Origin of the sequence: Peribacillus sp. AS_2 (genome assembly GCF_026891895.1) — a bacterium.
Lineage (GTDB): Bacteria > Bacillota > Bacilli > Bacillales > DSM-1321 > Peribacillus > Peribacillus frigoritolerans.
Window position 1 is genome coordinate 230,202 of the sequence record NZ_JAPTGA010000006.1, and the last position, 24,761, is coordinate 254,962.

General features: G+C 38.4%; 28 protein-coding genes. 24 read left to right on the top strand and 4 right to left on the bottom strand.

Annotated elements, in window-relative coordinates; all coding sequences use genetic code 11:
- Positions 1-51 precede the first annotated feature (51 nt).
- Complete coding sequence (locus tag OTG27_RS13175) at positions 52-216, bottom strand: hypothetical protein (protein ID WP_268937166.1); 165 nt, start codon at positions 214-216, stop codon at positions 52-54.
- Between the two features lie 406 nt (positions 217-622).
- Here OTG27_RS13175 and OTG27_RS13180 point away from each other — a divergent pair, with 406 nt between their 5' ends.
- The 17 genes from OTG27_RS13180 to OTG27_RS13260 all read left to right on the top strand — a co-directional run bounded on the left by OTG27_RS13180 (position 623) and on the right by OTG27_RS13260 (position 16,137).
- Entirely contained in the window at positions 623-1,534 is a 912-nt protein-coding gene (locus tag OTG27_RS13180; RefSeq protein WP_106028092.1) for a LysR family transcriptional regulator, read from the top strand.
- Between the two features lie 133 nt (positions 1,535-1,667).
- On the top strand, positions 1,668-2,690 hold the full coding sequence (locus tag OTG27_RS13185) for an LLM class flavin-dependent oxidoreductase (RefSeq protein WP_268937167.1): 1,023 nt from the start codon (positions 1,668-1,670) through the stop codon (positions 2,688-2,690).
- A gap of 68 nt (positions 2,691-2,758) precedes the next feature.
- A complete protein-coding gene (locus OTG27_RS13190) occupies positions 2,759-4,093 on the top strand; it encodes an LLM class flavin-dependent oxidoreductase (RefSeq protein WP_268937168.1) in 1,335 nt (444 codons plus the stop codon).
- Positions 4,094-4,131: 38 nt separating this feature from the next.
- The gene (locus tag OTG27_RS13195) at positions 4,132-4,392 is read left to right on the top strand and encodes a glutaredoxin family protein (RefSeq protein ID WP_098187108.1); all 261 of its coding nucleotides are present in this window, start codon (positions 4,132-4,134) and stop codon (positions 4,390-4,392) included.
- Positions 4,393-4,511: 119 nt separating this feature from the next.
- Positions 4,512-5,045, top strand: coding sequence for a GNAT family N-acetyltransferase (locus OTG27_RS13200; protein ID WP_268937169.1), 534 nt, complete (start codon positions 4,512-4,514; stop codon positions 5,043-5,045).
- A gap of 20 nt (positions 5,046-5,065) precedes the next feature.
- Entirely contained in the window at positions 5,066-5,884 is an 819-nt protein-coding gene (locus tag OTG27_RS13205; RefSeq protein ID WP_057278661.1) for an amino acid ABC transporter substrate-binding protein, read from the top strand.
- A gap of 32 nt (positions 5,885-5,916) precedes the next feature.
- Positions 5,917-6,624, top strand: coding sequence for an amino acid ABC transporter permease (locus tag OTG27_RS13210; protein ID WP_268937170.1), 708 nt, complete (start codon positions 5,917-5,919; stop codon positions 6,622-6,624).
- Between the two features lie 20 nt (positions 6,625-6,644).
- Positions 6,645-7,355, top strand: a complete 711-nt coding sequence (locus OTG27_RS13215; protein ID WP_268937171.1) for an amino acid ABC transporter permease — start codon at positions 6,645-6,647, stop codon at positions 7,353-7,355.
- Positions 7,352-8,122: an amino acid ABC transporter ATP-binding protein gene (locus tag OTG27_RS13220; RefSeq protein ID WP_034305572.1), complete on the top strand. Its 771-nt coding sequence runs from the start codon at positions 7,352-7,354 to the stop codon at positions 8,120-8,122. Before OTG27_RS13215 ends, OTG27_RS13220 begins: the two co-directional genes overlap by 4 nt.
- A 23-nt stretch (positions 8,123-8,145) precedes the next feature.
- Positions 8,146-8,655, top strand: a complete 510-nt coding sequence (locus tag OTG27_RS13225) for a GNAT family N-acetyltransferase (RefSeq protein WP_268937172.1) — start codon at positions 8,146-8,148, stop codon at positions 8,653-8,655.
- Between the two features lie 14 nt (positions 8,656-8,669).
- Positions 8,670-9,812, top strand: coding sequence for an amidohydrolase (locus OTG27_RS13230; protein WP_034305569.1), 1,143 nt, complete (start codon positions 8,670-8,672; stop codon positions 9,810-9,812).
- A gap of 438 nt (positions 9,813-10,250) precedes the next feature.
- Entirely contained in the window at positions 10,251-11,255 is a 1,005-nt protein-coding gene (locus OTG27_RS13235; protein ID WP_268937173.1) for an LLM class flavin-dependent oxidoreductase, read from the top strand.
- A 79-nt stretch (positions 11,256-11,334) separates the two neighbouring features.
- Positions 11,335-12,168 (top strand): MetQ/NlpA family ABC transporter substrate-binding protein, encoded by an 834-nt coding sequence (locus OTG27_RS13240; protein ID WP_268937174.1) that lies wholly within the window; start codon positions 11,335-11,337, stop codon positions 12,166-12,168.
- 43 nt (positions 12,169-12,211) lie between these two features.
- Positions 12,212-13,291 carry a methionine ABC transporter ATP-binding protein gene (locus tag OTG27_RS13245; protein ID WP_098187112.1) on the top strand — a complete coding sequence of 360 codons (1,080 nt, stop codon included), beginning with the start codon at positions 12,212-12,214 and terminating at the stop codon, positions 13,289-13,291.
- Entirely contained in the window at positions 13,233-13,883 is a 651-nt protein-coding gene (locus tag OTG27_RS13250) for a methionine ABC transporter permease (RefSeq protein ID WP_057278667.1), read from the top strand. The genes OTG27_RS13245 and OTG27_RS13250 overlap by 59 nt, the downstream gene beginning before the upstream one ends.
- A gap of 35 nt (positions 13,884-13,918) precedes the next feature.
- Positions 13,919-14,767, top strand: a complete 849-nt coding sequence (locus OTG27_RS13255; protein WP_082609436.1) for a MetQ/NlpA family ABC transporter substrate-binding protein — start codon at positions 13,919-13,921, stop codon at positions 14,765-14,767.
- A 17-nt stretch (positions 14,768-14,784) separates the two neighbouring features.
- The gene (locus OTG27_RS13260; protein WP_268937175.1) at positions 14,785-16,137 is read left to right on the top strand and encodes an LLM class flavin-dependent oxidoreductase; all 1,353 of its coding nucleotides are present in this window, start codon (positions 14,785-14,787) and stop codon (positions 16,135-16,137) included.
- A 140-nt stretch (positions 16,138-16,277) separates the two neighbouring features.
- Here OTG27_RS13260 and OTG27_RS13265 read toward each other — a convergent pair whose 3' ends face one another.
- Together OTG27_RS13265 and OTG27_RS13270 are read right to left on the bottom strand one after the other, a co-directional pair.
- A complete protein-coding gene (locus OTG27_RS13265; RefSeq protein WP_072272388.1) occupies positions 16,278-17,063 on the bottom strand; it encodes a glucose-1-dehydrogenase in 786 nt (261 codons plus the stop codon).
- Positions 17,064-17,081: 18 nt separating this feature from the next.
- Positions 17,082-17,933, bottom strand: a complete 852-nt coding sequence (locus tag OTG27_RS13270) for a GRP family sugar transporter (RefSeq protein WP_268937176.1) — start codon at positions 17,931-17,933, stop codon at positions 17,082-17,084.
- Positions 17,934-18,143: 210 nt separating this feature from the next.
- On the opposite strand from OTG27_RS13270, the gene OTG27_RS13275 reads away from it, so the two are divergent.
- A complete protein-coding gene (locus OTG27_RS13275; RefSeq protein ID WP_268937177.1) occupies positions 18,144-18,704 on the top strand; it encodes a thioredoxin family protein in 561 nt (186 codons plus the stop codon).
- A gap of 183 nt (positions 18,705-18,887) precedes the next feature.
- Here OTG27_RS13275 and OTG27_RS13280 read toward each other — a convergent pair whose 3' ends face one another.
- Positions 18,888-19,433, bottom strand: a complete 546-nt coding sequence (locus tag OTG27_RS13280) for a helix-turn-helix domain-containing protein (protein WP_034305549.1) — start codon at positions 19,431-19,433, stop codon at positions 18,888-18,890.
- Between the two features lie 405 nt (positions 19,434-19,838).
- Between OTG27_RS13280 and OTG27_RS13285 the strand changes: the two genes are divergently transcribed.
- From OTG27_RS13285 to OTG27_RS13310, 6 genes are all read left to right on the top strand, one after another.
- On the top strand, positions 19,839-20,078 hold the full coding sequence (locus tag OTG27_RS13285; protein WP_034305547.1) for a PLD nuclease N-terminal domain-containing protein: 240 nt from the start codon (positions 19,839-19,841) through the stop codon (positions 20,076-20,078).
- Complete coding sequence (locus tag OTG27_RS13290; protein ID WP_034305544.1) at positions 20,075-20,980, top strand: ABC transporter ATP-binding protein; 906 nt, start codon at positions 20,075-20,077, stop codon at positions 20,978-20,980. Before OTG27_RS13285 ends, OTG27_RS13290 begins: the two co-directional genes overlap by 4 nt.
- Entirely contained in the window at positions 20,977-21,765 is a 789-nt protein-coding gene (locus tag OTG27_RS13295) for an ABC transporter permease (protein ID WP_054397906.1), read from the top strand. Before OTG27_RS13290 ends, OTG27_RS13295 begins: the two co-directional genes overlap by 4 nt.
- Before the next feature lie 49 nt (positions 21,766-21,814).
- A complete protein-coding gene (locus OTG27_RS13300) occupies positions 21,815-22,531 on the top strand; it encodes an ABC transporter ATP-binding protein (RefSeq protein WP_170946889.1) in 717 nt (238 codons plus the stop codon).
- Positions 22,506-24,098 (top strand): hypothetical protein, encoded by a 1,593-nt coding sequence (locus OTG27_RS13305; protein ID WP_268937178.1) that lies wholly within the window; start codon positions 22,506-22,508, stop codon positions 24,096-24,098. Before OTG27_RS13300 ends, OTG27_RS13305 begins: the two co-directional genes overlap by 26 nt.
- An 88-nt stretch (positions 24,099-24,186) precedes the next feature.
- The gene (locus tag OTG27_RS13310; RefSeq protein WP_034305533.1) at positions 24,187-24,474 is read left to right on the top strand and encodes a transposase; all 288 of its coding nucleotides are present in this window, start codon (positions 24,187-24,189) and stop codon (positions 24,472-24,474) included.
- Positions 24,475-24,761 lie beyond the last annotated feature (287 nt).

Consider the following 24,761-nt stretch of genomic DNA (forward strand, 5'->3'; position numbering starts at 1 on the left):
ATCCCCAGAATCATTCCGCTTGCTGAGCTTGTACTGTATTGTAAACCTGATTTACGGAAGATTGGGCTTGGGCAATTTCTTGAGCAGTTTGTTTGATGGCTTCTTGTACCAAAGTTGGATCAGAGGAAGATTTTTCAATTGCTTGTGAAAGTAAAGTTGCGTAAGAGTAACGTTTGCTTGATTTAATTGATTGATATCAATTTGTTGTTGAGGCATGTAGTTTCCTCTCCTTATGTCATTATTGCTCCATTAGGATGACCGTTCTTTTCTATTTTATAAGGAGAAAAAAATATAACGTTGACAGGATGGACAGCTTGGAAAAGTTCAATCCAAATTTTAAAAAAAGATACACACTCAGGGCTGAAAAGCGGGCAGAGAGAGAATGGGATTATTCGTTTTATTTACTTAGAATCCTTAAATTTTCATCTGCATAATAGATTGCGTCCCTTGAATGATTCTTTGTTAAGTTAATTAAATTATACTTTACTTATTGGTTTTATCAGATTAAAATCGGAGAAAGAATTATTATAAGAGGATGAGCTGATTGGATAACCGAAAGCTCCTGAACGCGATAAGCGAACAGGAGCTTTTTGCGTTCATTTTGGAAAAAGGAGTTGGCTAAATGAATATTGATCATATTGAAGCGTTTATGTATGTTGTTCACCTTAATAGTTTTCATAAAGCCGCAGAGGCGATGTTTTTATCACAGCCAACGGTTTCGGCAAGAATTAAGACGCTTGAGAGTGAACTCGATTCAGTACTATTTGAGAGGCAGGGAAGAGGGATTATTTTAACCGAAAAAGGGAAAGCCTTCATTCCATTTGCGGATCAAATTATTCGTACCTTTCACCAGGGGAAAAAGCAGTTGAAGACAGGAAGCGAACTGGAGGAAATAACGATAGGGGCTAATATCATTACATCGCAATACTTTATTCCATTTGCTCTTCCTCTATGGAAAAAGGAAAACCCAAATTTACGCTTTAAATTCATTTCAGCAACAAATGATGCATTAATGGAAAAATTGCTTCAGAAACAGGTTGATATAGCCTTTATGAAGGATGTTACACATAGTGGTCTGCAAAATTACAAAACCCTTGATAATTCAATTCGTTTAGTCGTGTATCCAGGACATCCATTTCAACTTCGAACTGGGCTAACAGTACAGGAATTAGCAATGGAGCCGTTGGTATTTTTTGAGTGTGGTGCGCTTGACTGGAACCACGTTCATAAAATTTTTGAAGTATCGAATGTAGAGCCGCGCATTGATTTTCAGGTTGATCACCTGGAAGTGGCGAAGTCGCTAATTCTTAGCAGAAGCTGTATCGGATTTTTACCGTACTTATGTATTAAAAAAGAGTTAGAACAGGGAACTTTGATTGAAGTGGATGTGTCACATTTAATCAAGATAAAGCAGCACATCTATCTGACGCATTTAAATCACGGGATGGAATCCCCTTTATTATGGAAAGACATTCTTTTATCAATTCAGAAATTTGAGAAAACCCATCAGCAATTACAGATACAATCTAATTGATAGATATTTTCTATCAATACAATATTTTTTTCTATTAGTAAAACCATTGCCATTAACATGTTTTAGGTGATAGGATATGTCAAAATATAATTATTCGCATAAGTGAACTTTGAATTAAATCGGAGGAGAGAATATGAGTTATAAGCTTGGCATTTTAGACCAGAGCCCGATATTTCCAGGAGCTTCAGCATTTGATGCACTGCAGCAAACCATTTACCTGGCTAGACATGCAGAAGAGTGGGGTTATACCCGTTTCTGGGTATCCGAACATCATCATGCCGAACAGCTGGCGGGGTCCTCCCCGGAAGTATTGATTTCTTATTTATTAGCCCAGACAAAATCGATTCGGGTAGGGTCCGGAGGTGTTATGCTTCAGCATTATAGTCCATATAAAGTGGCGGAAAACTTTCACGTATTATCGAATCTTTCGCCAGGCCGGGTAGATCTTGGCATCGGAAAGGCACCAGGTGGGCTCCCCTTATCAACGAAGGCGCTACAGTTTGGAACTGTGAATGATGGAAAAGATTTCGAAGAGCGGTTATCTTTCCTGCAAGAAATAATTGAGAATTCAGTTAATGAAACTCACCCGCTTGCAGGCATTCAAGCGACACCGCTACCTTCCGAAAAGCCTAAGATGTTTCTGCTTGGTGCAAGTGCTGATAGTGCCAGGTTAGCAGCCGAACTTGGGATAGCTTATGTATTTGCTCGATTTATCAACAGTAATGAGACTGTACTTGAAGATGCTGCACGCATTTATCAAAGTATCTATCCAACTGGTAGCTTTAAGGTATCGGTTTCAGTGATTGCTGCTCCTTCACAACAAGAAGCGGAACAGTTAACAGGTGATCAGAAGATTGTGAAAGTTCATCTCAAAAGCGGTCGCTCTGTCACAGTCCAAACCTTAGCGCAAGCAGAGTTATTCGGGAAGCAGTCTGGGGAGCTTTACGAAATAGAAGAACAGGATTCCAATATTATTGCTGGAACTCCTTCTTATGTAAAAGAAGTCTTAGCAAATTTACATGAAAAGTACGGGGTAGATGAGTTTATCCTACATTCGCCGATTTTAAAGGAAGCAGAAAGGTTCAGATCTTTTCGATTGTTGAGTCCACTTCAATTAGCCTTATCTGAAGAGAAACACGTTACGAGCCAAAATTAAAAAGGCCTCAGCAATCAGGGGAGATGTGGGATGAAGCTATAAGCCGATTAATTAAAGGAGGAGTATCGATGTCTGAACAGAGAAAGTTAAAATTTGGAGCGCTTATTCATGGAGTAGGAGGGAGTATATCCGGTTGGAGACATCGAGACATTCAAGCAGATGCCAGTGTAAGTCTTGAATTTTATAAGGAGCAGGCCCAGAAGGCTGAAGAGGGAAAGTTCGATTTACTTTTCATTGCTGACGGATTGTTTATCAATGAGAAGTCAATTCCGCATTTTTTAAATCGATTTGAACCACTTACCATTTTATCCGCACTCGCTGCTTTTACATCAAGAATAGGGCTTGTCGGAACAGTTTCCACCTCATACAGTGAGCCATTTACTGTAGCCCGGCAATTTGCTTCACTTGATCACATTAGTCAAGGTCGTGGCGGATGGAACCTTGTTACTACCCCTCTTGAGAGTACGGCCTTGAACTATAACAAAACGATTGAAGAACACCCTGATCATGCCAAACGCTATCGGATTGCATCAGAATATATACAAGTCACCAAGGGACTTTGGGATTCATGGGAGGATGACGCGTTTACTCGGGATAAAGAGTCCGGTGAGTTTTTTGATCCTTCTAAAATGCATCAATTAAAGCATAAAGGAGAATTTTTTTCCGTGCAAGGACCACTCAACATTGCCAGATCAAAACAGGGGAGACCAGTCGTTTTTCAAGCAGGTTCATCAGAAGCTGGAAAAAACCTTGCGGCTAAAGAAGCGGATGCAATCTTTACAGGTCAACCAACTTTGGGAGATGCCAAGATTTTTTATCAAGATGTGAAAAACAGGGCTATTGCATTCGGGAGAGATCCTGATGAAATTGTTATTCTGCCAGGTATCGCGCCAATCATTGGTGCAACTGAGGAAGAAGCGGAGCACAAATATCAAGAACTCGCTAACCTGGTTTCTATAGATAAGGCGCTTGACTATTTAGGACGATACTTCGATCATCATGATTTTTCCCAATATGAACTGGATGCACCTTTCCCAGATCTCGGAGACATCGGAAAAAACAGTTTCCGAAGTACAACTGATCGAATTAAACAGGAAGCCAAGGAGAAACAGTTAACGCTCCGTCAAGTAGCAGTTAAAGAGACTACACCCCGGACTTCTTTTATTGGAACTCCCGAGAAAGTGGCGGGTTTGATACAGCAATGGTTTGAAGAGAAGGGGGCGGACGGATTTATCTTTGCTTCAAGTGTTCCAAATGCTTTAAGTGACTTTGTAGACGATGTGGTCCCTATCCTTCAAAAAAGGGGAATATACCGTACAGAATATGAAGCAGAAACATTAAGAGGCAACTTGGGGCTTCCATTCCCGGAAAATCGTTATGCGAAAGAAAGCATTAATCAATGATTGAAGAATCAATTTAAAAATTGAAGGAGGAATAAGAAATGGGAGAAGCGTTATCTGTCGTCGTTTGGTCAAAACAAGGATGTCACTATTGCGAAGAGGTTAAACAATACTTAAAAGAAAAGAAGATCGCTTATCAAACGGTGGATGTTACCAATCATGATGATCGGCGAGATATTTTAGAAATCAAATATGGAGTTCGGTATGTGCCCATTATTGAAATTGGGCGAGGTAGTGTATATGAGAGCGTTACGGAAATTGGAATTCCTCATCTTGAAAAAGTACTCAAACGAGTACAATAACAAAAAAAATCACGCGCTTAAATGTCTATAAGTATGACTGATTGAATTAAGGAAAGATTGCAAAAATAAATCCGACTATTCTTGTATAAATAATATGTTATAGAAAAGGGGAGTTAATCATGACACAGTTAATCCGTCTTGCCACTGTAAACGATGCTCCAGAAGTGCTAAACGTCACACTTCGGGCTTATGAACCAATCAGGGAATTGAATATTAACTTTCTGGCTGCGACAGCTGATTTGCAGCTAGTGACGAATAATATTAGGCGGAATCTCACTTATGTTTTAGAGGAGGAGGGCCAAATTGTTTCTACCGTGACAGTTCGTCATCCATGGAATGATCCTGATCATTTCAGTCCGTACCCATTCATTTGGTGGTTTGCAGTCGACCCCCTTTATAAACAAAAAGGTTTTGGCTCGACTTTGTTAACCTGGGTGGAAGAAAACATACTTCGGAAACAGGTGAAAGCGCCGGCCGTCTATTTGGCGACAGCTGAACGTCATCCTTGGCTTGTTTCCATTTATGAAAGAAGGGGCTATGAGATTTTTGCAGAACGAGATCACGATGGAGAAAAAATTGTGTATCTTCGTAAAATTCTAGATGAAACGCTGTATCGCATTATTGAAAATAAAGAACCAATTGTTAGTAATTAAAAATATTCGGGGGAATTGAGATGAAGAAAACGTTATTAATTGTCATGGCACTGCTACTAACTTTTTTAGGAGCTTGCTCTTCAGAAGAAACAACCAGTACAGCAAAATCTGGGGATTCAAAAGATAAAGAAGTTCAGAAAATCATTGTTGGAACAGGGACGCAGTTCCCTAACATTTGCTTTTTGGATAGTAATGGTAAGCTGACAGGGTATGATGTCGAGTTGGTTCGTCAAATCGATGAAAAACTGCCTGAGTATGAATTTGAATTTAAAACGATGGAATTTTCTAATCTATTATTAAGTTTAGAAACGAACAAAATAGATTTTGTTGCTCATCAAATGGAAGTGAATGATGAACGGGAAGAAAAATTTCTATTTAATAAAGAACCATACAATGTCTTTCCGCTTCAAGTTACAGTTCATCAGGACAACAATGATATCCATTCCATTAAAGATTTAAAAGGAAAAAAAGCGATAGTGAGTGCAACGAGCAATTCTGCTGTTTTTCTTGAAAAGTATAATAAAGAAAATAATGCCGGTATTGAAATTGTCTATTCTGGCCAAGGCGCAGATGATACGAAGAATCAAATCAAAACTGGCCGGGCCGATGCTACCATTACTACACCATTTGCCGTCGACTTCTTAAATAAACAAGCAGATGCACAGCAAAAGGTTGTGGGTGAGCCGCTTCTAAATTCAAAAGTATACTTTTTGCTAAGAAAAGACGAAACGCCTTTACAGAAGAGAATTGATGAAGCACTTGTGGAACTGAAAGAAGAAGGGGTAGTTAGCGAACTAAGTAAAAAGTGGCTGGGCGCAGACTATTCAGTGGGATTTTAATTAGATAGTAGTAAGCGCGGAGGTGCTAAAGCATGGGGAAAGCATTTGATCCTTCATTAATCGTCGATTTCATTCCGACATTAATATATTATCTTGGAGTAACATTGCAAATTCTGGCAGTATCCGTTTTATTAGGAATGGTCATCGGGATAGCGGCAGCCATCCTGAGAGTATTTCGTATCCCTGTCTTGAATCAATTTGTCATATTATATATTTCATTCATTCGGGGAACGCCTATTTTAATACAATTATTTCTGGTTTTTTATGGACTGCCTGCAATCCTGTTATTCATTAATATTGATATTTCAAGAATGGATGCTCTATATTTTGTCATTATTACGTATGCATTAAGTAATGGGGCACATTTTGCAGAAATATTCCGGGGAGCGATTAAGGCTGTCGATTATGGGCAAACGGAAGCAGCCTATTCTGTTGGAATGAATAATAGTCAAAGCTTTTTTAGAATTGTGCTTCCTCAGGCCATACGGATTGCTTTTCCGAATATCGCAAACTCTATTATCGGATCCTTAAAGGATACCTCACTTGCCTTTACCATTGGCGTAATGGATATGATGGGGAGGGGAGAGACATTGATTGCCGCAACTGCACATGCTCTCGAAGTCTATCTCTCATTGGCCGTTATCTATTATGCAGTCGTGCTATTGTTCGAGAAGATATTCAGACTTTATGAAAACCGCATTAATCGGCATCAATCTGTAGATGTGTCTGTTACTGGATAACAAAGGGAGGAGGGAAGGACTTGACGATTGATATATTATTCATTTGGACTGCTTTTAAGGAGATTATTAGAGCACTTCCGATCACACTTATCTTAACGATTCTTCCTCTTCTTGCAGGTTTTATTATCGGCCTCGCTGTTGCCTTGATTAGGATTTATAAAGTGAAATTTCTAAGTGGAATTGCAAATGGCTATGTTTCCTTCTTTAGAGGAACACCGATTATCATGCACATAATGCTCATCTATTTCGGTTTTCCATTATTAATCGATCAAATTTCTAAAAAGTTTGATTTGGGTATACAATCTAATTCCATTCCGATCATTTTATTTGTCTTAACCGCCTTATCGTTGAGTGCGGGTGCTTATTTATCAGAAATATTCAGATCGGGTATTATCAGTGTCTCCAATGGCCAAATGGAGGCAGCCTATTCCGTGGGGATGAATTCGTTTCAAGCCATGACGCGAATTGTTTTGCCACAGGCCATTGCTCAGTCCATCCCGAATTTCACGAATATTTTCATTGGATTTCTGCATACGTCATCCATTGCTTTCATTGTATCCCAAAAAGAAATGACAGGAGCAGCCAATGTTGTTGCATCCACCAATTTGAAATTTTTGGAGTCTTTTATCGCTGCTGGTTTAATTTATTGGGGTCTCACAATCATTGCAGAGGGGCTTTCGTTTTTAATTGAGAAAAAGGCCACTGCCTATAATCGAGGAGGAGTACAATGATTTATTTAAAAGATATAAAAAAATCATTTAACCAGCAGCCTGTTTTAAAAGGGATTAATTTGAAAATAGGCAAGGGAGAAGTAGTTACCATTCTAGGACCAAGTGGATCTGGGAAAACGACCTTGCTTAGGTGCTTGAATTTTCTTGAGAAACCAGAAGAGGGTATCGTTCAAGTGGGAGATATACAGGTGAAGTCCAAGAAGGCGACGAAAAGGGAAATCTTGTCCCTTAGGAGACAATCGGCAATGGTTTTTCAGCATTATAACTTATTTGCTCATAAAACTGTTTTGGAAAATGTAATGGAAGGGTTAATTGTTACCAAAAAATATAAGAAAGCTGAGGCGAAACGGGAAAGTGAGCTGTTATTGGAAAAAGTAGGTTTGGGAGATAAGCATGACCATTTCCCTTCGCAATTGTCAGGAGGTCAACAGCAACGTGTTGGAATTGCCAGGGCACTTGCTTTAAATCCGGAGGTCATTCTATTTGACGAGCCAACGTCGGCACTCGACCCTGAGTTGGTTGGGGAGGTGCTTTCTGTCATAAAAGCAATTGCACAGGAAGGCATCACGATGGTGATTGTAACCCATGAAATGAGTTTTGCTAAAGAGATATCGGATCGTGTTCTTTTCATGGATGGCGGGGTGATTGTAGAAGAAGGTTCACCATTGGAAATTTTCAATGCTCCAAAGGAAGACCGAACACGACAATTTTTAAATCGGATATCAAGAGATTTTTCCGTATCGTTTTTAGAAGAAAGGGCCAATTAAAGGAAGGGGCCAAGGGAGGACGTATGATTAATACAATCGTAGTCGATGAATTGATTAAAGCAGATAAAGAGACGGTGCGCCGCTTATTGGTAGAAAGTTATCAACAATATGAACATGAATATTCGAACCCGGAAGCTTGGAAAGGATATTTAAAAAATATTGAATCCTCGTTGGATAATCCACATGTTGATAAGGTGTTGGTTGCAAGGTGCAATCAGGATATCCTTGGCACATTACAGCTTTTTCAATCATCTGAAAAAGCATATGAAAAGCCGGAACTTGGGATTTTTGCACCAATCATTCGGTTGTTGGCCGTTCATCCCGAATCAAGGGGACGCGGTATCGCTCAGGAATTATTAAAGGCTAGTGTAAATTATGCAAAATCGCAAGGTGCGTCCAGTTTGTATCTACATTCTACTGATAAGATGCATAAGGCCATTAAACTATATGAATGGTTTGGCTTTAAAAGGGATCGAACGAAAGAATTTCAAAATCAGGATATTTTAGTAAAATGCTATCGCTTGGATTTATAGAAGGAGGCGACTGTATGAGTCGAGAGCTGGAAAAGCGCTTAATATCGATACGGCGCCATTTACATCAATATCCGGAATTATCAAATGAAGAATTTGAAACGACAAAATCTATACAAACGTGGCTCGAGGAAGAGGGCATTGAAATCCGTCATACAGGATTGAAAACAGGTGTTTTTGCAGATATAAAGGGTGGCAGACCCGGACCGACAGTAGCCATAAGGGCGGATATTGATGCTCTTCCAATTGAGGAACGAACCGGGCTTCCATTTGCTTCGAAAGTAAAAGGGGTGATGCATGCTTGCGGCCATGATTTTCATACGGCAGCCGTTATAGGTGCTGCCTACCTTTTGAAAGAATATCAATCAGAGTTGTGCGGGACAGTGCGATTGCTTTTTCAACCCGCAGAAGAATTAGGCGGCGGAGCGGTACATGTGATAAAAGATGGTCAAATTGACGATGTAGCGGCTGTGATTGGGCTGCACAATAAACCCAATTTGCCTGTAGGCACCATTGGGATAAAAGATGGTCCGTTAATGGCGGCAGTAGACCGTTTTCATATTGTTCTTCAAGGGAAGGGGAGCCACGCGGCCATCCCTCAACACGGAAAAGATCCAATAGCAGCAGCGGCTCAGCTTATTACCGCTCTTCAAACTATCGTCAGCCGGAATGTATCCCCTTTAGAAAGTGCCGTGGTAAGTGTTACGAGAATAACAGGTGGAAACACGTGGAATGTAATTCCGGGTGACGTCATATTGGAAGGAACGATTCGAACCTTTAGTTCTGAGATACGCGAAGAAGTAAAAGAAAAGTTTTATTCGATTGTGAATCATATCGCCGCCGCTTTTTCACAGGAACCTGTGATTGGTTGGTTTCCTGGACCACCCGCGCTTCATAATCATCCAGCAGTCACAGAGATGGCCCGCTTGTCTGCTCGGCAGCAATCATTGCATGTAATCAATCCAGAACCTTCAATGGGTGGTGAAGATTTCGCTTATTACCTTCAACATATCCCCGGTACCTTTGCCTTTTTTGGTACAAACGGAAACGAAGACTGGCATCATCCAGCTTTTACTATTGATGAAAATGCCATTATTAAGGCCGCTTATTTTTTATCTGAAAGTGCCAAGGATTTATTATATAACCATGGTAAGTGGTGAATATACATGACAAAGGTGCCAGACACAATTTTGTGCCTAGCACCTTTGTTGTTGTAATTCCTAAGGTTTCAGTCCAATTTGATTTCAAAGCATATCCATGATGCGTACATTCCTCCCAACTTTAGCTTCCATACATAGTCACTCTTCATTTTTTTATTCCAGCTTAGACTCCTCTCCCTCTCATTGATTAATTCTATTCTGATAGCGGTAAGAAGAATAAATCTCAAACCATGATAGGCGAGAGCATGGTTAATTATTAAGCAAAGGCATTCCAAATTCATAAGCAATTAATAGAATTTTTTTATCAATTAAATAAATTTTTCTATCAAATAAGGTGTTGTCAAGTGCTTGTTTACAATGTTAGGATGAATTTCAATTACATCAAAAACAACTAATTCGATTTGTTAACTTGGTATTAATGATTGGAGAGAAAGTCATATGAGTTTTAAGCTTGGAATATTAGATCAAAGCCCTATTTTTCCTGGGGAATCGGCAGTTGATGCACTTAAGCAAACCGTAAACCTAGCTCAAAAAGCTGAAGAATGGGGATATACCCGTTTTTGGGTATCGGAACATCATCATATGGAACAAGTTGCTGGGTCTTCACCGGAAGTATTAATTTCTTATTTATTATCGAAAACCACGACCATTCGTGTAGGTTCGGGAGGTGTCATGCTTCAGCACTACAGCCCTTATAAAGTCGCTGAAAATTTTCATGTTTTATCCACTCTTGCCCCGGGCAGGGTAAATCTTGGCATTGGTAAAGCACCAGGTGGATTTCCTTTATCAACAAAGGCGTTACAATTTGGAACAGTGAATGATGGAAAAGATTTTGGGGAACGTGCAGCCTTATTGCAAAAGATAATTGAAAATTCAATCGATGATATTCACTTGCTCTCTGGTATTCAAGCAACACCGATACCGCCTGAAAAGCCAGCAACCTTTCTGCTTGGTGCAAGTTCAGACAGCGCTCAACTAGCCGCTAACCTCGGAATGGATTTTGTATTCGCCAGATTTATCAATAGTGATGATACCAAGCTGTATGAAGCGTCTTCTGCTTACCGAAGCGAGTACCCAGAAGGTCGCTTTATCGTATCATTAGCGGTTGTGGCAGCTCCTACCCAACAAAAAGCAGAGGAGCTGGCAAGCGAACACAAACTATTTAAAGTTCATCTACAAAGTGGCCGGACGCTGACAGTTCAATCACGTGAGCAGGCTGAGTCATTTGAGAAGCAGGCTGATGAAGCTTATGAAATAGAAGAGCAGAACGCAAGTATTATTGCTGGGACTCCAGGATATGTTAACGGGACTTTAAAGGAAATTCAGAAAGTTTTTCAAGTGGATGAATTTATTTTGCATACACCGCTTCGAAGAGAAGCAGAACGGATCCAATCCTTTCAGTTGTTGAGTCCGCTTCTCTTAGGGGAAGAGACCAACATATAGAAAAGATCCAGAGGGCATGAAGCAGCTGATAAATATTTGTTATTTCCAATATAAAAGGATAAAAAAGGAGCGAGAAACATTGAAGAAAATTAAATGGCTGTCCGTTACGGTTTTAACAGTAGTATTGCTGGTATTAGGAGCTTGTGGAAGTAATGAGCAAACATCATCGGAGAGTAAAGGAGACAAGGATGAGGAAGTGACTTTGAAAATTGGTGCAGCCACAATACCACATGCAGAAATTTTAGAGTTTATCGCACCGGATTTAGAAAAACAAGGCGTGAAACTGGATGTAGTGATTTCTACGGATGGTATTCAAACGAATCAACAAACAGCAGACAAAGAATTGGATGCAAACTTCTTCCAACATACCCCTTACTTAGAGCAAGTAAATAAAGATAGTGGTTTGAATTTGGTCAATGTGAAGGGTGTACATATTGAACCATTTGGTGTCTATTCCAAAAAAATTAAGTCTATAGGTGAATTGTCAGACGGAGCGAAAGTAGCCGTACCGAAAGATCCAGTAAACTTTTCGCGGTCGTTACAGCTTTTTGCGGCAAATAATATCATTGAGTTGGATGCTTCCAAGTCAGGGGATTATACGATTGAGGACATTACAAAAAATGATAAAAAAATAGAATTCATTCCAGTCGATTCCCCTCTTTTAGTTCACTCGCTAGATGATGTGGAAGCATCGGCCATTAACACAAACTATGCTCTGGAAGGACGGTTAAAACCTCTCGATGATGCACTGATAATTGAAGGGAAGGATTCACCATATGTAAACATTTTAGTTGCTCGTCCAGACAATAAGGACGATAAAGCGATCCAAAAGCTTGCGAATGCATTAACGACGGAAAAGGTCAAAGAATTTATTCTTGATCAATATGAAGGAGCCGTCGTGCCCGCGTTTTAAGGGGTGTCTATACCAAGCTAGTTAATAAGAGGAGGTGGCCACTTTGATAGAATTTCGTCGGGTTTCAAAAGTTTTTGATGGCGGAGAGAAGAAAGTTGAAGCATTAAAGGAGATTAATATAACCGTTGAAAAAGGGGATATATTCGGGGTTATCGGTTTTAGTGGAGCCGGAAAAAGTACACTCATCCGAACGGTCAATCTACTTGAATATCCTACTTCAGGTGAAGTGATTGTAGAAGGAAAAGACCTTGCCAAGATGTCTGAAAAAGATTTGCGTCAAGCTAAGAAAAATATTGGCATGATTTTTCAGCATTTTAATTTACTTAATTCCAAAACAGTCTTTGATAATGTGGCGATGCCATTATTGTTAGGTAAAAAAAAGAAAAAAGAGATTGAAGAACGAGTTAATGAGATTCTCCGTTTTGTTGGTCTAGAAGACAAAGCAATGAACTATCCAAATCAACTTTCAGGTGGACAAAAGCAGCGTGTCGGGATTGCCCGTGCTTTGGCTACAAACCCTTCGATTTTATTATGCGATGAAGCAACATCGGCATTGGATCCACAAACAACAAAATCAATCCTGAATCTGTTGAAACGGATAAATGAAGAATATAAAATTACCATTCTAATTATCACGCACGAAATGGAAGTGATTAAAGAAATTTGTAATCGGGTTGCAGTGATGGAGGATGGGAGCGTGATTGAATCAGGAAATGTGATCGATATTTTTGCCCGTCCACGAACAGAAACAACACGTAACTTCATTCGATCGGTTGTTCGCGATGAAGTGCCATCAAGTGTATATGGATTGCTCAATGAGGATGCCTATTTTAGTCGAATTTTTAAAATTGATTTTTTGGGATTGAGCTCTGGGCAGCCTATCGTTTCAAAAACAGCGAAGAGGTTTAATGTGGAAATAAACGTTCTGTTCGGCAATATTACTGAGTTACAAGGCATCCCATTTGGTAATTTGATTGTTGAAATAATAGGAAATGAAGATGAAATTGATCGGGCATTACAGTTTATAAAGAATCAAAATGTCAAAGTGAAGGAGGTTACGAAGGATGGAAGTAAGCAAAGAGCTCATTTTAAACGCCTTGTGGGAAACGCTGTACATGGTTAGTATTTCACTTTTTTTTGGAAGCATCATTGGAATATTCTTAGGCATTTTATTGGTTGTAACAAGAAAAGGTCATATTTATGAAAATAGATTTATTTTTTCTATCGTGAATCCGATTGTGAATATCTTCCGATCGATTCCGTTTATTATCTTGCTAGTGGCGATTATTCCATTTACAAGACTAATGGTTGGTACGTCGATTGGTACAACAGCAGCTATTGTGCCACTCGTGCTTCATATTGGCCCATATATCTCAAGACTTGTGGAGAATTCGCTATTGGAAGTGGATGAAGGCATTATTGAAGCCGCGAAAGCCATGGGAGCAACGCCGATACAAATTATTTTCAGGTTTTTAATGCCTGAGGCTTTTGCGTCATTAATTCTAAGTATAACAACTGCAACAATTGGTTTAGTGGGCGCTACAGCCATGGCAGGAGCTATAGGTGGCGGTGGACTTGGAGATGTAGCGATAACTTATGGCTATCAACGCTTTAGTACTATTACGATATTCGTCACCGTTGTAATTCTAGTAATTGTTGTTCAGGGAGTACAAAGTTTAGGAAATATATTCGAACGGAAAATTAGAAGAGTGTAGTGGCGGTAGTGTACAAAGGGAGAGTGGAATGAATGATGAAAAAATGCATTTTACCTATACTGCTTATCTTGGGGGTGTTATTGGCAGGTTGCTCAAGTGATTCAACGAATGCAGGAGGGAAACAGAAAGTGAAGGTAGGGATTAGAAACTCTGAACTTCGAACATGGGAATTTTTAAAGGAACAGGCTGAAAAAGAAGGGGTGGAAATTGAACTTGTTAATTTCTCTTCGGCATATGATCCGAACGAAGCGCTGGCAGAAGGGGATATTGATATCAACGCCTTTCAACATGTTGCCTATTTAGATTCATTTAATGCGAACAATAATACAGACATCGTTCCAATTGGGACTACAATTATTGCTCCTCTCGGTTTGTATTCAAGCAAATATAAATCGGTGGAAGAGATCCCAAATGGTGCACAAATTGCTGTGCCCAATGACCAAGCTAACTGGGGAAGGGCTTTATTGCTATTACAAGAAGCAAAACTCTTAGAGGTTGTGGATGACTTTGACGGGAATGGCGGACAGGACAAAATAAAGGAAAATCCGAAGAAAATCAAAATTGTTCCTGTCGATGGTGCCAGTGCCCCGCGTGTGATGGAAGATACAGCTGGTTCGGTGATTAATAATGGAGTTGCGGTAGAAGCGGGACTAAATTTAAAAGATGCTCTTATTTATGAAAGCAGTACTGCAAAGCCTTATATTAATATCATAGCGGCTAGGAGTGAAGATCAAGACAATGAAATTTACCGAAAATTAGTTGATCTCTATCAATCAGAGAAAACGGCTAAATTTATTGAAGAGACTTACAATGGAAACTATATTCCAACATTCATTACCTTGAAAGAATTGAGCAGTTATAAGGAGATTTATTCTAATAAATAAGAAAGGAGAGATTAGAAATGGCTCAAGACAGACAGATGAAGTTAGCTGCTTATCTGATTGGAACAGGTATGCATGTTGCGTCGTGGCGGCATCCGGCATCAAATCCCAATGCAAGTATTGATGTGAAAGCCTTGCAAAGACTCTCGAAAATTGCAGAAAAAGGGAAATTTGACCTTGCCTTTGTGGCAGATAGTTTGGCCATTAATCATGAATCGCATCCTCAGATACTTAATCGATTTGATCCGATTGTACTAATTACAGCATTAGCTGCAGCGACAGAAAAAATCGGCATTGGGGCGACAGCTTCTACAACGTATAGTGAACCATATGTACTCGCTCGCCAATTTGCTTCTGTTGACCATATAAGCGGCGGACGGGTGGGATGGAATGTTGTTACTACAGCTGATGCGACCGGAGAGACGGCCTTGAATTTCAGTCGTGATAAACATTTGGCGCACGATCATCGTTATGAACGAGCAGAGGAGTTCATCGACGTTGTCCAAGGATTATGGGATTCGTGGGAAGATGATGCGTTTGTGCATAACAAAGAAACGGGACAATTTTTTGATCCTGATAAAGTGCATGAGCTTCGGTATAAAGGCAACTATTTTTCGGTAAAAGGTCCATTGAATATCGCACGTTCGGCGCAGGGGCAGCCGGTTATCATTCAAGCGGGTGCGTCTATACCAGGGCAGCGATTAGCCGCTCGAACAGCCGAAGTCGTTTTCACACATTGGGATAACATTGAAGAATCCAAACGATATTATCAAGAATTAAAAACGTCTTTATTGGATTTTGGAAGAAGCGTGGAAGAGCTCCACATCCTTCACGGCATTTCCCCTATTATCGGAGAAACCGAGGAAATAGCCATTCAAAAATACAATAAACTCCAAAGTCTCGTCGACCCTAATGAGAGTTTGAAATTCGTTTCCGGTTATATGGGCAACGTGGATTTTTCAAAATATTCTTTAGATACACCAGCGAAGGATGTTGAATTTCCATTAGTAAATAGCATACAAAGTAACTTTAATGAAATGAAGAAAATTATTGGTGAAGAAGACATAAAAGTGGGTGAATTATATGCGAGATTTTTCAGTCCTGCCAGACGAGATAGATTTGTCGGTACACCAACTCAAGTAGCTGATGAAATGGAGGCATGGTTTACTGAAAAAGCAGCAGATGGCTTTATGCTTCAATTTCCATTGTTACCAGGCGACTTAGAGGATTTTGTCGAGAAGGTTGTTCCAATTTTACAGGAGAGGGGTTTGTTCCGTTTGGACTATGAAGGAGACACTCTCCGTGATCACCTTGGATTAAAGAATCCAAAAAATCGCTTTGCTAATGAAGAAATATCAAATTATTTGGAATAAGGAATATCTCGCATTTTCATTAGAATCATTAAAGTCATATATAATGGGAGTAAAAAGGAATGAGGGACATAGGAGAAATCCTAGTCCCTCAAATTCTTTTCTCCTAAATATCAATCGCTACTAAAACTAACAAGTTAAGTTCAGCCTTTTCCTGCTTGGAAACCTGGATATTTGGTCATTCCGCCATCAGCATATAAGGTCATTCCCGTTACATAGCTCGATTCGGCGGAAGCAAGCCAAGCGGCACAAGCGGCAATTTGTTCCGGTTTTCCGATGTATCCCATCGGTATCAGGTTGATTACTTCTTGTTTAGCTTTCGGGTCATTGAATTTTTCGGCATTGATGGGTGTGTCGATTGCACCAGGTGAAATATTATTAATGCGGATCCCTTTAGGAGCATATTCTAGTGCAAGGGTTTCTGTCATCATCTTGACTCCGCCCTTACTTGCTGCATAGTGGACAAAATGAGGCCAAGGTATCCGGTCATGAACGGAAGACATGTTAATGATATTGCCCTTAATGCCATGATCGAGCATATAACTGATTGCTTCCCTGCTTGCCAGGAACATCCCCGTTAGATTTACATCGATGACTTTCTGCCAATCTTCAAGAGTCAATTTTTCGCTGGGCACTTCATTTTCAATACCAGCATTGTTGATCATGATGTCGATTGTACCAAAGGTGTCCACAGCGAAAGAAAGCAATTTCTTCACATCCGCTTCCTTTGAAACGTCACCTTGAATGGCTGCGGCTTTCCCGCCTGCTGCTTCAATCGTTTTGATGATTTCCTTATGGTCACCATTTTCAGTGTGATAATTTAATACGACATGTGCTTTTTCTTTACCGAACCTTTCGGCCATGGCTTTTCCTAATCCTTTTGCCGCGCCAGTGATCACGACCACTTTTTTCTCTAAATCTTCATACATCGTTCAGCTCTCCTTTGACTATTCTTTTGTAAAGCCAATCATGATTCCGCCAGCAATTACGAGTACACACCCGATGATGACAAAGGCCATTTGCTTTTGGGATTTTTTCTCTCCTAAAAGAAAGATGCCGCCTAAAGTGGAAATGACGATTCCCATTTGGGAAAATGAGAATGCTATGGCCACGCCTACTTTAGGATTAGCGAGCAGGAGACCGATATTACCGACAGCCCACATCATTCCGGTAAGGATATTCCGTCCGGCATACTTATTAAACGGTTTATGTTTGATGGAAAGGAGCAAGGCAGCCAGGAACATGCCAATTGCTTGCGGCAGGATCGCCGACCATCCGTCAACCTCATTCCATCTGACGACGATGACATATGTAACATAACCCACAGTAGAAATGGCAAGGTAAAAAATCCCTTTTTTCATGCTTCCTTCTTTTTTGTTATCACCATCGCCATAGCTTGTCAGCAAGACACCTGTAATCAAACAGATGATTGCAACAATGCCGATGATGATTGTCATCTTGTCATTCCATTCCCTGAAAATGATGACCGCAAAAAATGTATTTCCTAGAATTTGCAGTCCTGTTGAGATTGGAACGGTTTTCGATACCCCGATTTCCTTGACGCTATTGAATTGAAATAACTGCCCGAATGCCCAGCCTATCCCGGAAATGATGCCGACAATCCACACTAGACTGCTCCATTCCGGCGGATTGATGAAAGTCATCATGATGGCGAACAGTAATGAACCGATTGTAATGCCAAGTGTTTGATTATAAGAGTTGCCTCCGAGTTTTTCGGAAACAAGCACTAAGCTGCCCCATGTCAATGCAGGGAGTAGCGCAAAGAGAAAGCCTTCCACAAAATTTCATCTCCTAAACTAGAAAACAATGTTTCTATCAATATAAAATAGTTAGTAAGCTATTGAATGTAAGTATAGTTTTCCCTTTACACGGAAAAGAAAACATGGATTTAATTTACCAATTTGTCATTTTATTTTTCGGGATGGAAACAATGAAATAATAAGTGGTTTATGGTACTTTTAATTTAAAGAATAGTTAGGAGAAATACGATGACGACACTGAATGAATGGTTTGAAAAGGGGATTCCTGCTCAAGAATTTGTATCTTCGATGAAAGTTCATAAAGAAAACTTACAATCGATCCAGCAAGGTTTTTCCACTTCTGCAGAGGACCAAGACTTTTTTGATGTATTAAAGAAGAAGGAACTTCGAGTTATTGTCATTACTGAAGACTGGTGCGGGGACGCGATGATGAATATTCCTATTCTGCTGAATATATCTGAAGCGGCAAATATCGAAACTCGCATGATTTTACGAGATCAAAATCTTGAACTGATGGATCAATATTTAACGAATGGAACAGCGCGTTCGATTCCCATTTTTATATTCATTGATAAGGATGGTGAAGAAAAAGCTGTTTGGGGACCTCGTGCACCAAAGGTACAAGAGTTCGTAATGGAGTTAAGGTCTGACCTGCCTGCCAAGGATGATGAACGTTTCGAGGCAGAGCAAAAAGCAGTTATTAAAAAGATAACTGCGGCTTTTGCTGAAGAAAAACACCTGTGGGACGAAGTATACAGCAGTATCAAGGAAACATTGGGGAACTGCTGATTGCGGGTGCATCACTTTTAGTCATGTCCCATAACGGGTGGTAAGCCCATTATGGAATTATTGGGCTGTTTCAAAACACGGACTGCAACCTGACTGGTTGGTGAATATATAGATATGTTTCCTAACGGTTATTTGTATAATATTCGTTTTTGAGTCCAAGGTTTTGGAACAGCCTTTTCATTTTTATGATTCTGGAATAATTGTAACGCCGATTGTTCGAATAGGAGAGTCTTGTTTCGCACTTTGATTCGTTGCTTTGTAGTATTTTAACATTAGATCGTTCAATTCATTTTGGAAGTTAAGGAAGCTTTCATCATCAAGCTTTAGTTCTAAAAGGGAAAAGGTTGAACCATCTTCTGCGCAGTCTCTTTCTTCCAATTTAGTAAGATAGTTTTGATATTGGGTCATAAGGGATAATTGATAATAAGAAAAATAGTTCACCTTTTTTTCATTAGAGGATTTTTTCCATTCTTCCCCGCTAAGTCGTGCTTCTTCTTCATTTAAAACGTAGTATTTTTCGGAAACGGACCTCACTTTTTTTTCTTTTACTATGCGAATGACCCCTGAATCCAAAAGAACCTGTATATGTCTATATAATGTTGCTTGGGGTACATCTTTAATGATTTTTAACATTTCTAATGGTGTTAAACCATTTTCCCTATTTCTCATTAAAGCTTGGGTAATCTTTATTCTTACTGGGTGCATTAAAATTTCAGCTTTATTAATCATCGTATTCTCCTCACATTGGAAATTATAACTGGATAATTTTTAGTGAACTTTCCTGTTGGTCATGAATAATACGTTTAATTCTTCATATATTGTAATGTTTGAATCATTGTCATTTACATGAAAATGACACGGTTCGAAAAATAATAGTACCGAAATATTTTTTCTAAGTAAATAATAAGGTATTTTTTAATTATTTTAATTTTTAAAAAAATGTCTACATTTAATGAAAATTAATAAATATCGCTATATTTTTATTATTATTCATTATGATAATATTATCATTATAAATAACAATAAAAACTAAAACAATATTTTGTTAAGAAAAAAATAGGTGCAAAATTCCAAATTAGATGTTATCATTATCGATAATGATAATAATATTTCGTTACCAAAGGAGTGGTATATATGGAATTGCATTATGGATGGAACGAATTGAAAGATATTGATTTCATGTCTATTCTGCCGATCATTTTACCGGTAATTGCAATTGGAATGATTTTAGTGCTTATAGCATTAATTGATTTATACAGAAATCGAAAGACGAGGAAAAATGTTTTATTGTGGACACTCATCATTATTTTTGCAAATACTATCGGTCCAATTCTGTACTTCGTTATCGGTAGAAAGGACAGTGAAAGAATATGAAATTAGAAATTAAAAATGTTACAAAAAAATTCAAAGAAAAAACAGCGGTCAATAATTTTTCAATGGAATTGCAATCAGGGGAATGTGTTGGATTGATTGGGCCAAATGGGGCTGGTAAATCGACACTGATAAAAGTGATTGCAGATATTATAGATCCAAGTACGGGAGAAGTATTGCTTGATGGTAAGAAAATTTCAAAAATGAAAAAGGAAATAGGCTACTTACCACAATACCCTAACTTCTTTCAATGGATGACAGCCAAAGAAACCCTTACTTTCATGGGGCAGCTTTCGGGTATCAAGAGGGAAGAATTATTAAACGGCATCCCAGAGATATTGTCGAAAGTTGGGTTGAGCGGGGAAGAGAATTCAAAGGTGCGGACTTTTTCGGGCGGAATGAAACAAAGGCTTGGTATTGCACAGGCGCTGTTACATAAACCGGCATTGATTGTCATGGATGAACCGGTTTCGGCATTAGATCCCATCGGCCGGAGAGAAGTGTTGAATATCATAAAAGAGATAAAGAAAGATACGACAATTTTATTATCGACGCATATATTAAGCGATGCAGAAGAAATATGTGAGAGGTTTGTCATTATAAAAAGCGGTAAAAAAATTGAGGACACAACGATGTCAGAATTATTGAACAGGAATAGCGGAAATAAAATCAATGTCGACATAACCTCTAAAAGTCAAAAATGGATTGAAAACGTTAAAAGCTTGAATTTCGTCAAAGGTGTAGAGGTAATGGGGAACAAATTGAAGATAGAAGTGGAAGATATTGAGTCAAACAAGAATATGTTACTGGCGAATGCTTTGGAGCATAATGTTGATCTTGTCAGGTTCGAAATAGATAACGATACATTGGAAGAGATATTCTTAAAATTGGTGGTGGAAAAATGAATAACTTTGCCGTTTTAGCTAAAAAGGAATTTGTTCAGATGGTACGTGAATTTAAAGTGATTTGGCTGCCGCTCGTATTTATATTTTTAGGAATAACTCAACCAGTTGTAAGCTATTATTTACCTTCAATATTAGAGGCACTGGGCGGGGGCCAAGGGATCACCATTGATCCAAGCATGGCTGCCCAAAAAGGCGGCGAAGTTCTTGCCAGTACTCTAGGGTCTCAATTTGATCAGTTAGGGGTCATGATCATCATCGTTTCCATGATGGGAGTCGTTCAATCCGATAAAGCAAATGGGATGCTTGCTTTCATACTTACAAGGCCTGTGACGGTTGGATCTTATATAAGCGGGAAAATCATTTCCAATTACCTGTTTGTTGCCTGCAGTGTGGCATTGGGATATTTGGTTTCATATCTGTATGTAGTTTTTTTGTTTACGAGTGTTGATTTTGGGGATTTAATAGTGGCTTTACTGTTCTATCTGCTGTGGATCCTATTCATCGTTTCATTCACGACGATGATCAGTACCATTTTTAATAGCCAGGGTATCATTGCATTAATTTCGATAGTATTTCTCCTCGGCTGCAGAATCATAGTTGGATTAAGTCCGGTAATAGACAATGTGAATCCGGCAAGCATGAGTAAGCATGCCATGGAAGTACTGATTTTAGGCACAGTCAATTCACAAGCGGTTTGGGGTGCATTAGCTGCACTTGCATGGACGGCAGTAACGATATTGATAACGAACATATGGATTTCTAAAAAGAAATTCAATAATGAATAAGTTGAGGATGGAAATGTGTTAATCATGAAGTGATGGGAGGATGATAACTTTGTTAAGCATCACAGATTTGGAGAAAAGCTACTCGGCTAAGAAGATTTTGAATGGTGTAAATCTAGAAATCAAAAAAGGGGAAACCTTAGGTTTTATAGGAGCAAATGGTGCAGGGAAAACCACGACGCTGAACATCATTACAGGCATTTTAGATTCAGAAAATGGAAAGGTTGAAATAAATGGCCTGACCAAAGAAGACGGCATAGAATATAAAAAACAATTTTTCTTCATTCCTGATACTATCAATGTGTTTAACAATGTTTCGGGATTTGATTGGATTCGTTTCTTGATGAACCTATATGGAAATGATGACAAAGAACGGTTGGGGAAATATATCAATCGGTTTGGGATGCAGGAGTCCATTAAAAAGCCAATGGGAAGTTATTCTTATGGAATGATGCATAAGATATCCCTGATAGCGGCTTTTACCATTAATCCCCCGATCATCATTATGGATGAACCATTGAACGGATTAGATCCAAACGCTGTTTTAGTTTTTAAGGGGTTAATCAAACAATATGTTGAAATGGGCGGTACAGTGTTTTTCTCGACGCATCTGCTGGATGTGGCAGAGAAAATTTGTAATACAGTGGCTATTTTAAAAGAGGGAAAAATCATCCTGCATGATGAGATACAAAATATAATAGGTGAAAGTTCATTAGAATCTACCTTTATGGAGGCTCAGGTATATGAAGGAAAAACTTCAGTTAACTAGATTTTTCGTTTCTTCCTTCTATAAAATGCCCAAGCAGACAATGTTGCAGGCTGTCCTGATAATAGCCGTTTTTTATATGTTTTTGCAGCTGACTGTCGTTAACGCCTTTGTTTATTTTCTTGGAGATACCCAGGTCTTCCTGTTTTATAATTTAACGATTTCCAGCATTCTGGTCTTTGCGTTGGTTTGCTATTTGTCCACATCACAAATATTTTCTTATGATGAATTTAAAGTATTGGCACCTCTGCCACTCACCTATAAGGAAATATCAAGGGCAAAAGTGTTAAGTAGCTTATGGGTCCCGATCATTTTATCAATGATGATCCAAGTGCCAACATTAGGCTTCCTGATAGTCGATCTAAAGTTTATCGAAGCGATTAAATTAATCACGTTTTTACCAATTGTCAATGGTTTAACGGCTTTGTTCCTGCTTTTTATCCTATCGTGCATGAATAGGCATTATTATAGATTCAAAAGTAAAGTAGCATACTTAATGGTTAACATTGCTATCATCCTAACGCTTATGATTATTTCCATTGTATATTTTGCAGGAAAATCATCAGTTGCCATTTCAAAGGTCATCTCGGAAATAGATTTGAATTCTTTTGAAGGGCTAAAAAACTCGTTGGAATTGTTGATGAGACATATATTTGAAACCGCAAATATGATTCCAGTGATCAAATGGATATTGGATGCTTTTGTATCAAATGAAATAACCGTTCAATTTTTCATTATTTATATTTCGATAATGGTAATAGGTTTCCTTTTGTATTCAATGATTATAGAGAACATTTCTGTTCATTACTTTAAAAATGGGATATTGGGAAACAACAAAACGAATATGAAAAACTCAAAGGTTAATATATCAAAAAATCAATGGAGTAACTATTTACAAAGAGAGATATGGATCATTAAGTCTGAAGCATATTTTAAGATGCAAATCGCTTTAGGTCTTCTTTTGCCTCCGATCTTTTCACTTGTCATGTTATTGCTGATTCAGAATGAAGTATTCCCGAATTATTTGAATATAACGAAAGAGGGATTCTTCGATAAATACTTTTCCTATTCGGTCCTTTTCTTGTGTTGTATAAATAATATAAGCGGAACCCCATATTCAAGAGAAGGTAAATACCATTATTTACTAAAAAGCGTCCCGTTTGATGAAAAATATGTTTATTTTTCTAAAGTGATATTTTCATCAATAATCAGTATTATAGCCGTGGTGATCAGCTTTTTGATATTTGCCCTATTTGGCTATTGGGAAATGGAAAATGCAGTCATGTTATTAATCACTTCTTGTTTAGTAGTTTGCTATAATCTTCTAACACCATTATATGATATGAAAAATCCTAGTATTGAATGGGAGAACCCATCTGCTGCAATTAAATCCAACCCCAATGTATTAATAAGCCTGCTTTATGGATTACCATTATTGATCTTGGTAACAGCGATTCATTTTGGCTTGGTTTGGTTCAGTGTCCAACCCCTGATTGGAGCGCTAATGATTTTAGTGATCGCAATAGCGATCAATTCCATTTTGATTAATAGATTGAAATTAAATTTATGAAAGTCTTTATATTAGAAAATCATTTTCGTTTGATAAAGGAAGTACAGAAAATCGGCACTAAATAAATTTAAAAAAGGAGTGTCTTATTATGGGGAAGCACCATGATAAAGATTTTAAAATTTATGCTGCTCGATTAGTATTGGAAGAAGGCAGAAAGCCTAGAGAATTGGCCGAAGAACTTAACATATCCATACCTACATTAAGAAATTGGATCAATATCTATAAAGAAACAAATGAAGTTGGCTCGGCGGACTCCAGTAATGGTTTTTCAGGGCTTAGTATGAAAGAGGAAAAGGATAAAATAATTAAAGATCTACAAGAAGAGAATGAGATATTAAAAAAGGCCATGCACATTTTCATTAAACAACCAAAATGATTGAACAGTATTAAAGCCATATTTTATTTTTCACAAATTATAGTGAAAAATAAAATATGGCTTTTTTAATTAGAAAATTTCAAGTTGATTTTTTCATTTTAAATTTCACACGATAAGTCCTATGAAAATACTACTAAAGTAGAAAAATAATAAAAAATGGTAAAGTTATTATGTAATGTAGATAATTTACAAATTTTTAATGGACTCGGCAAAATTGTTGTGATAAAGTGTTATCGATAATGATAATAGGTAATATTTGACCCGGAAAATGAAATATTTGTTTAAAA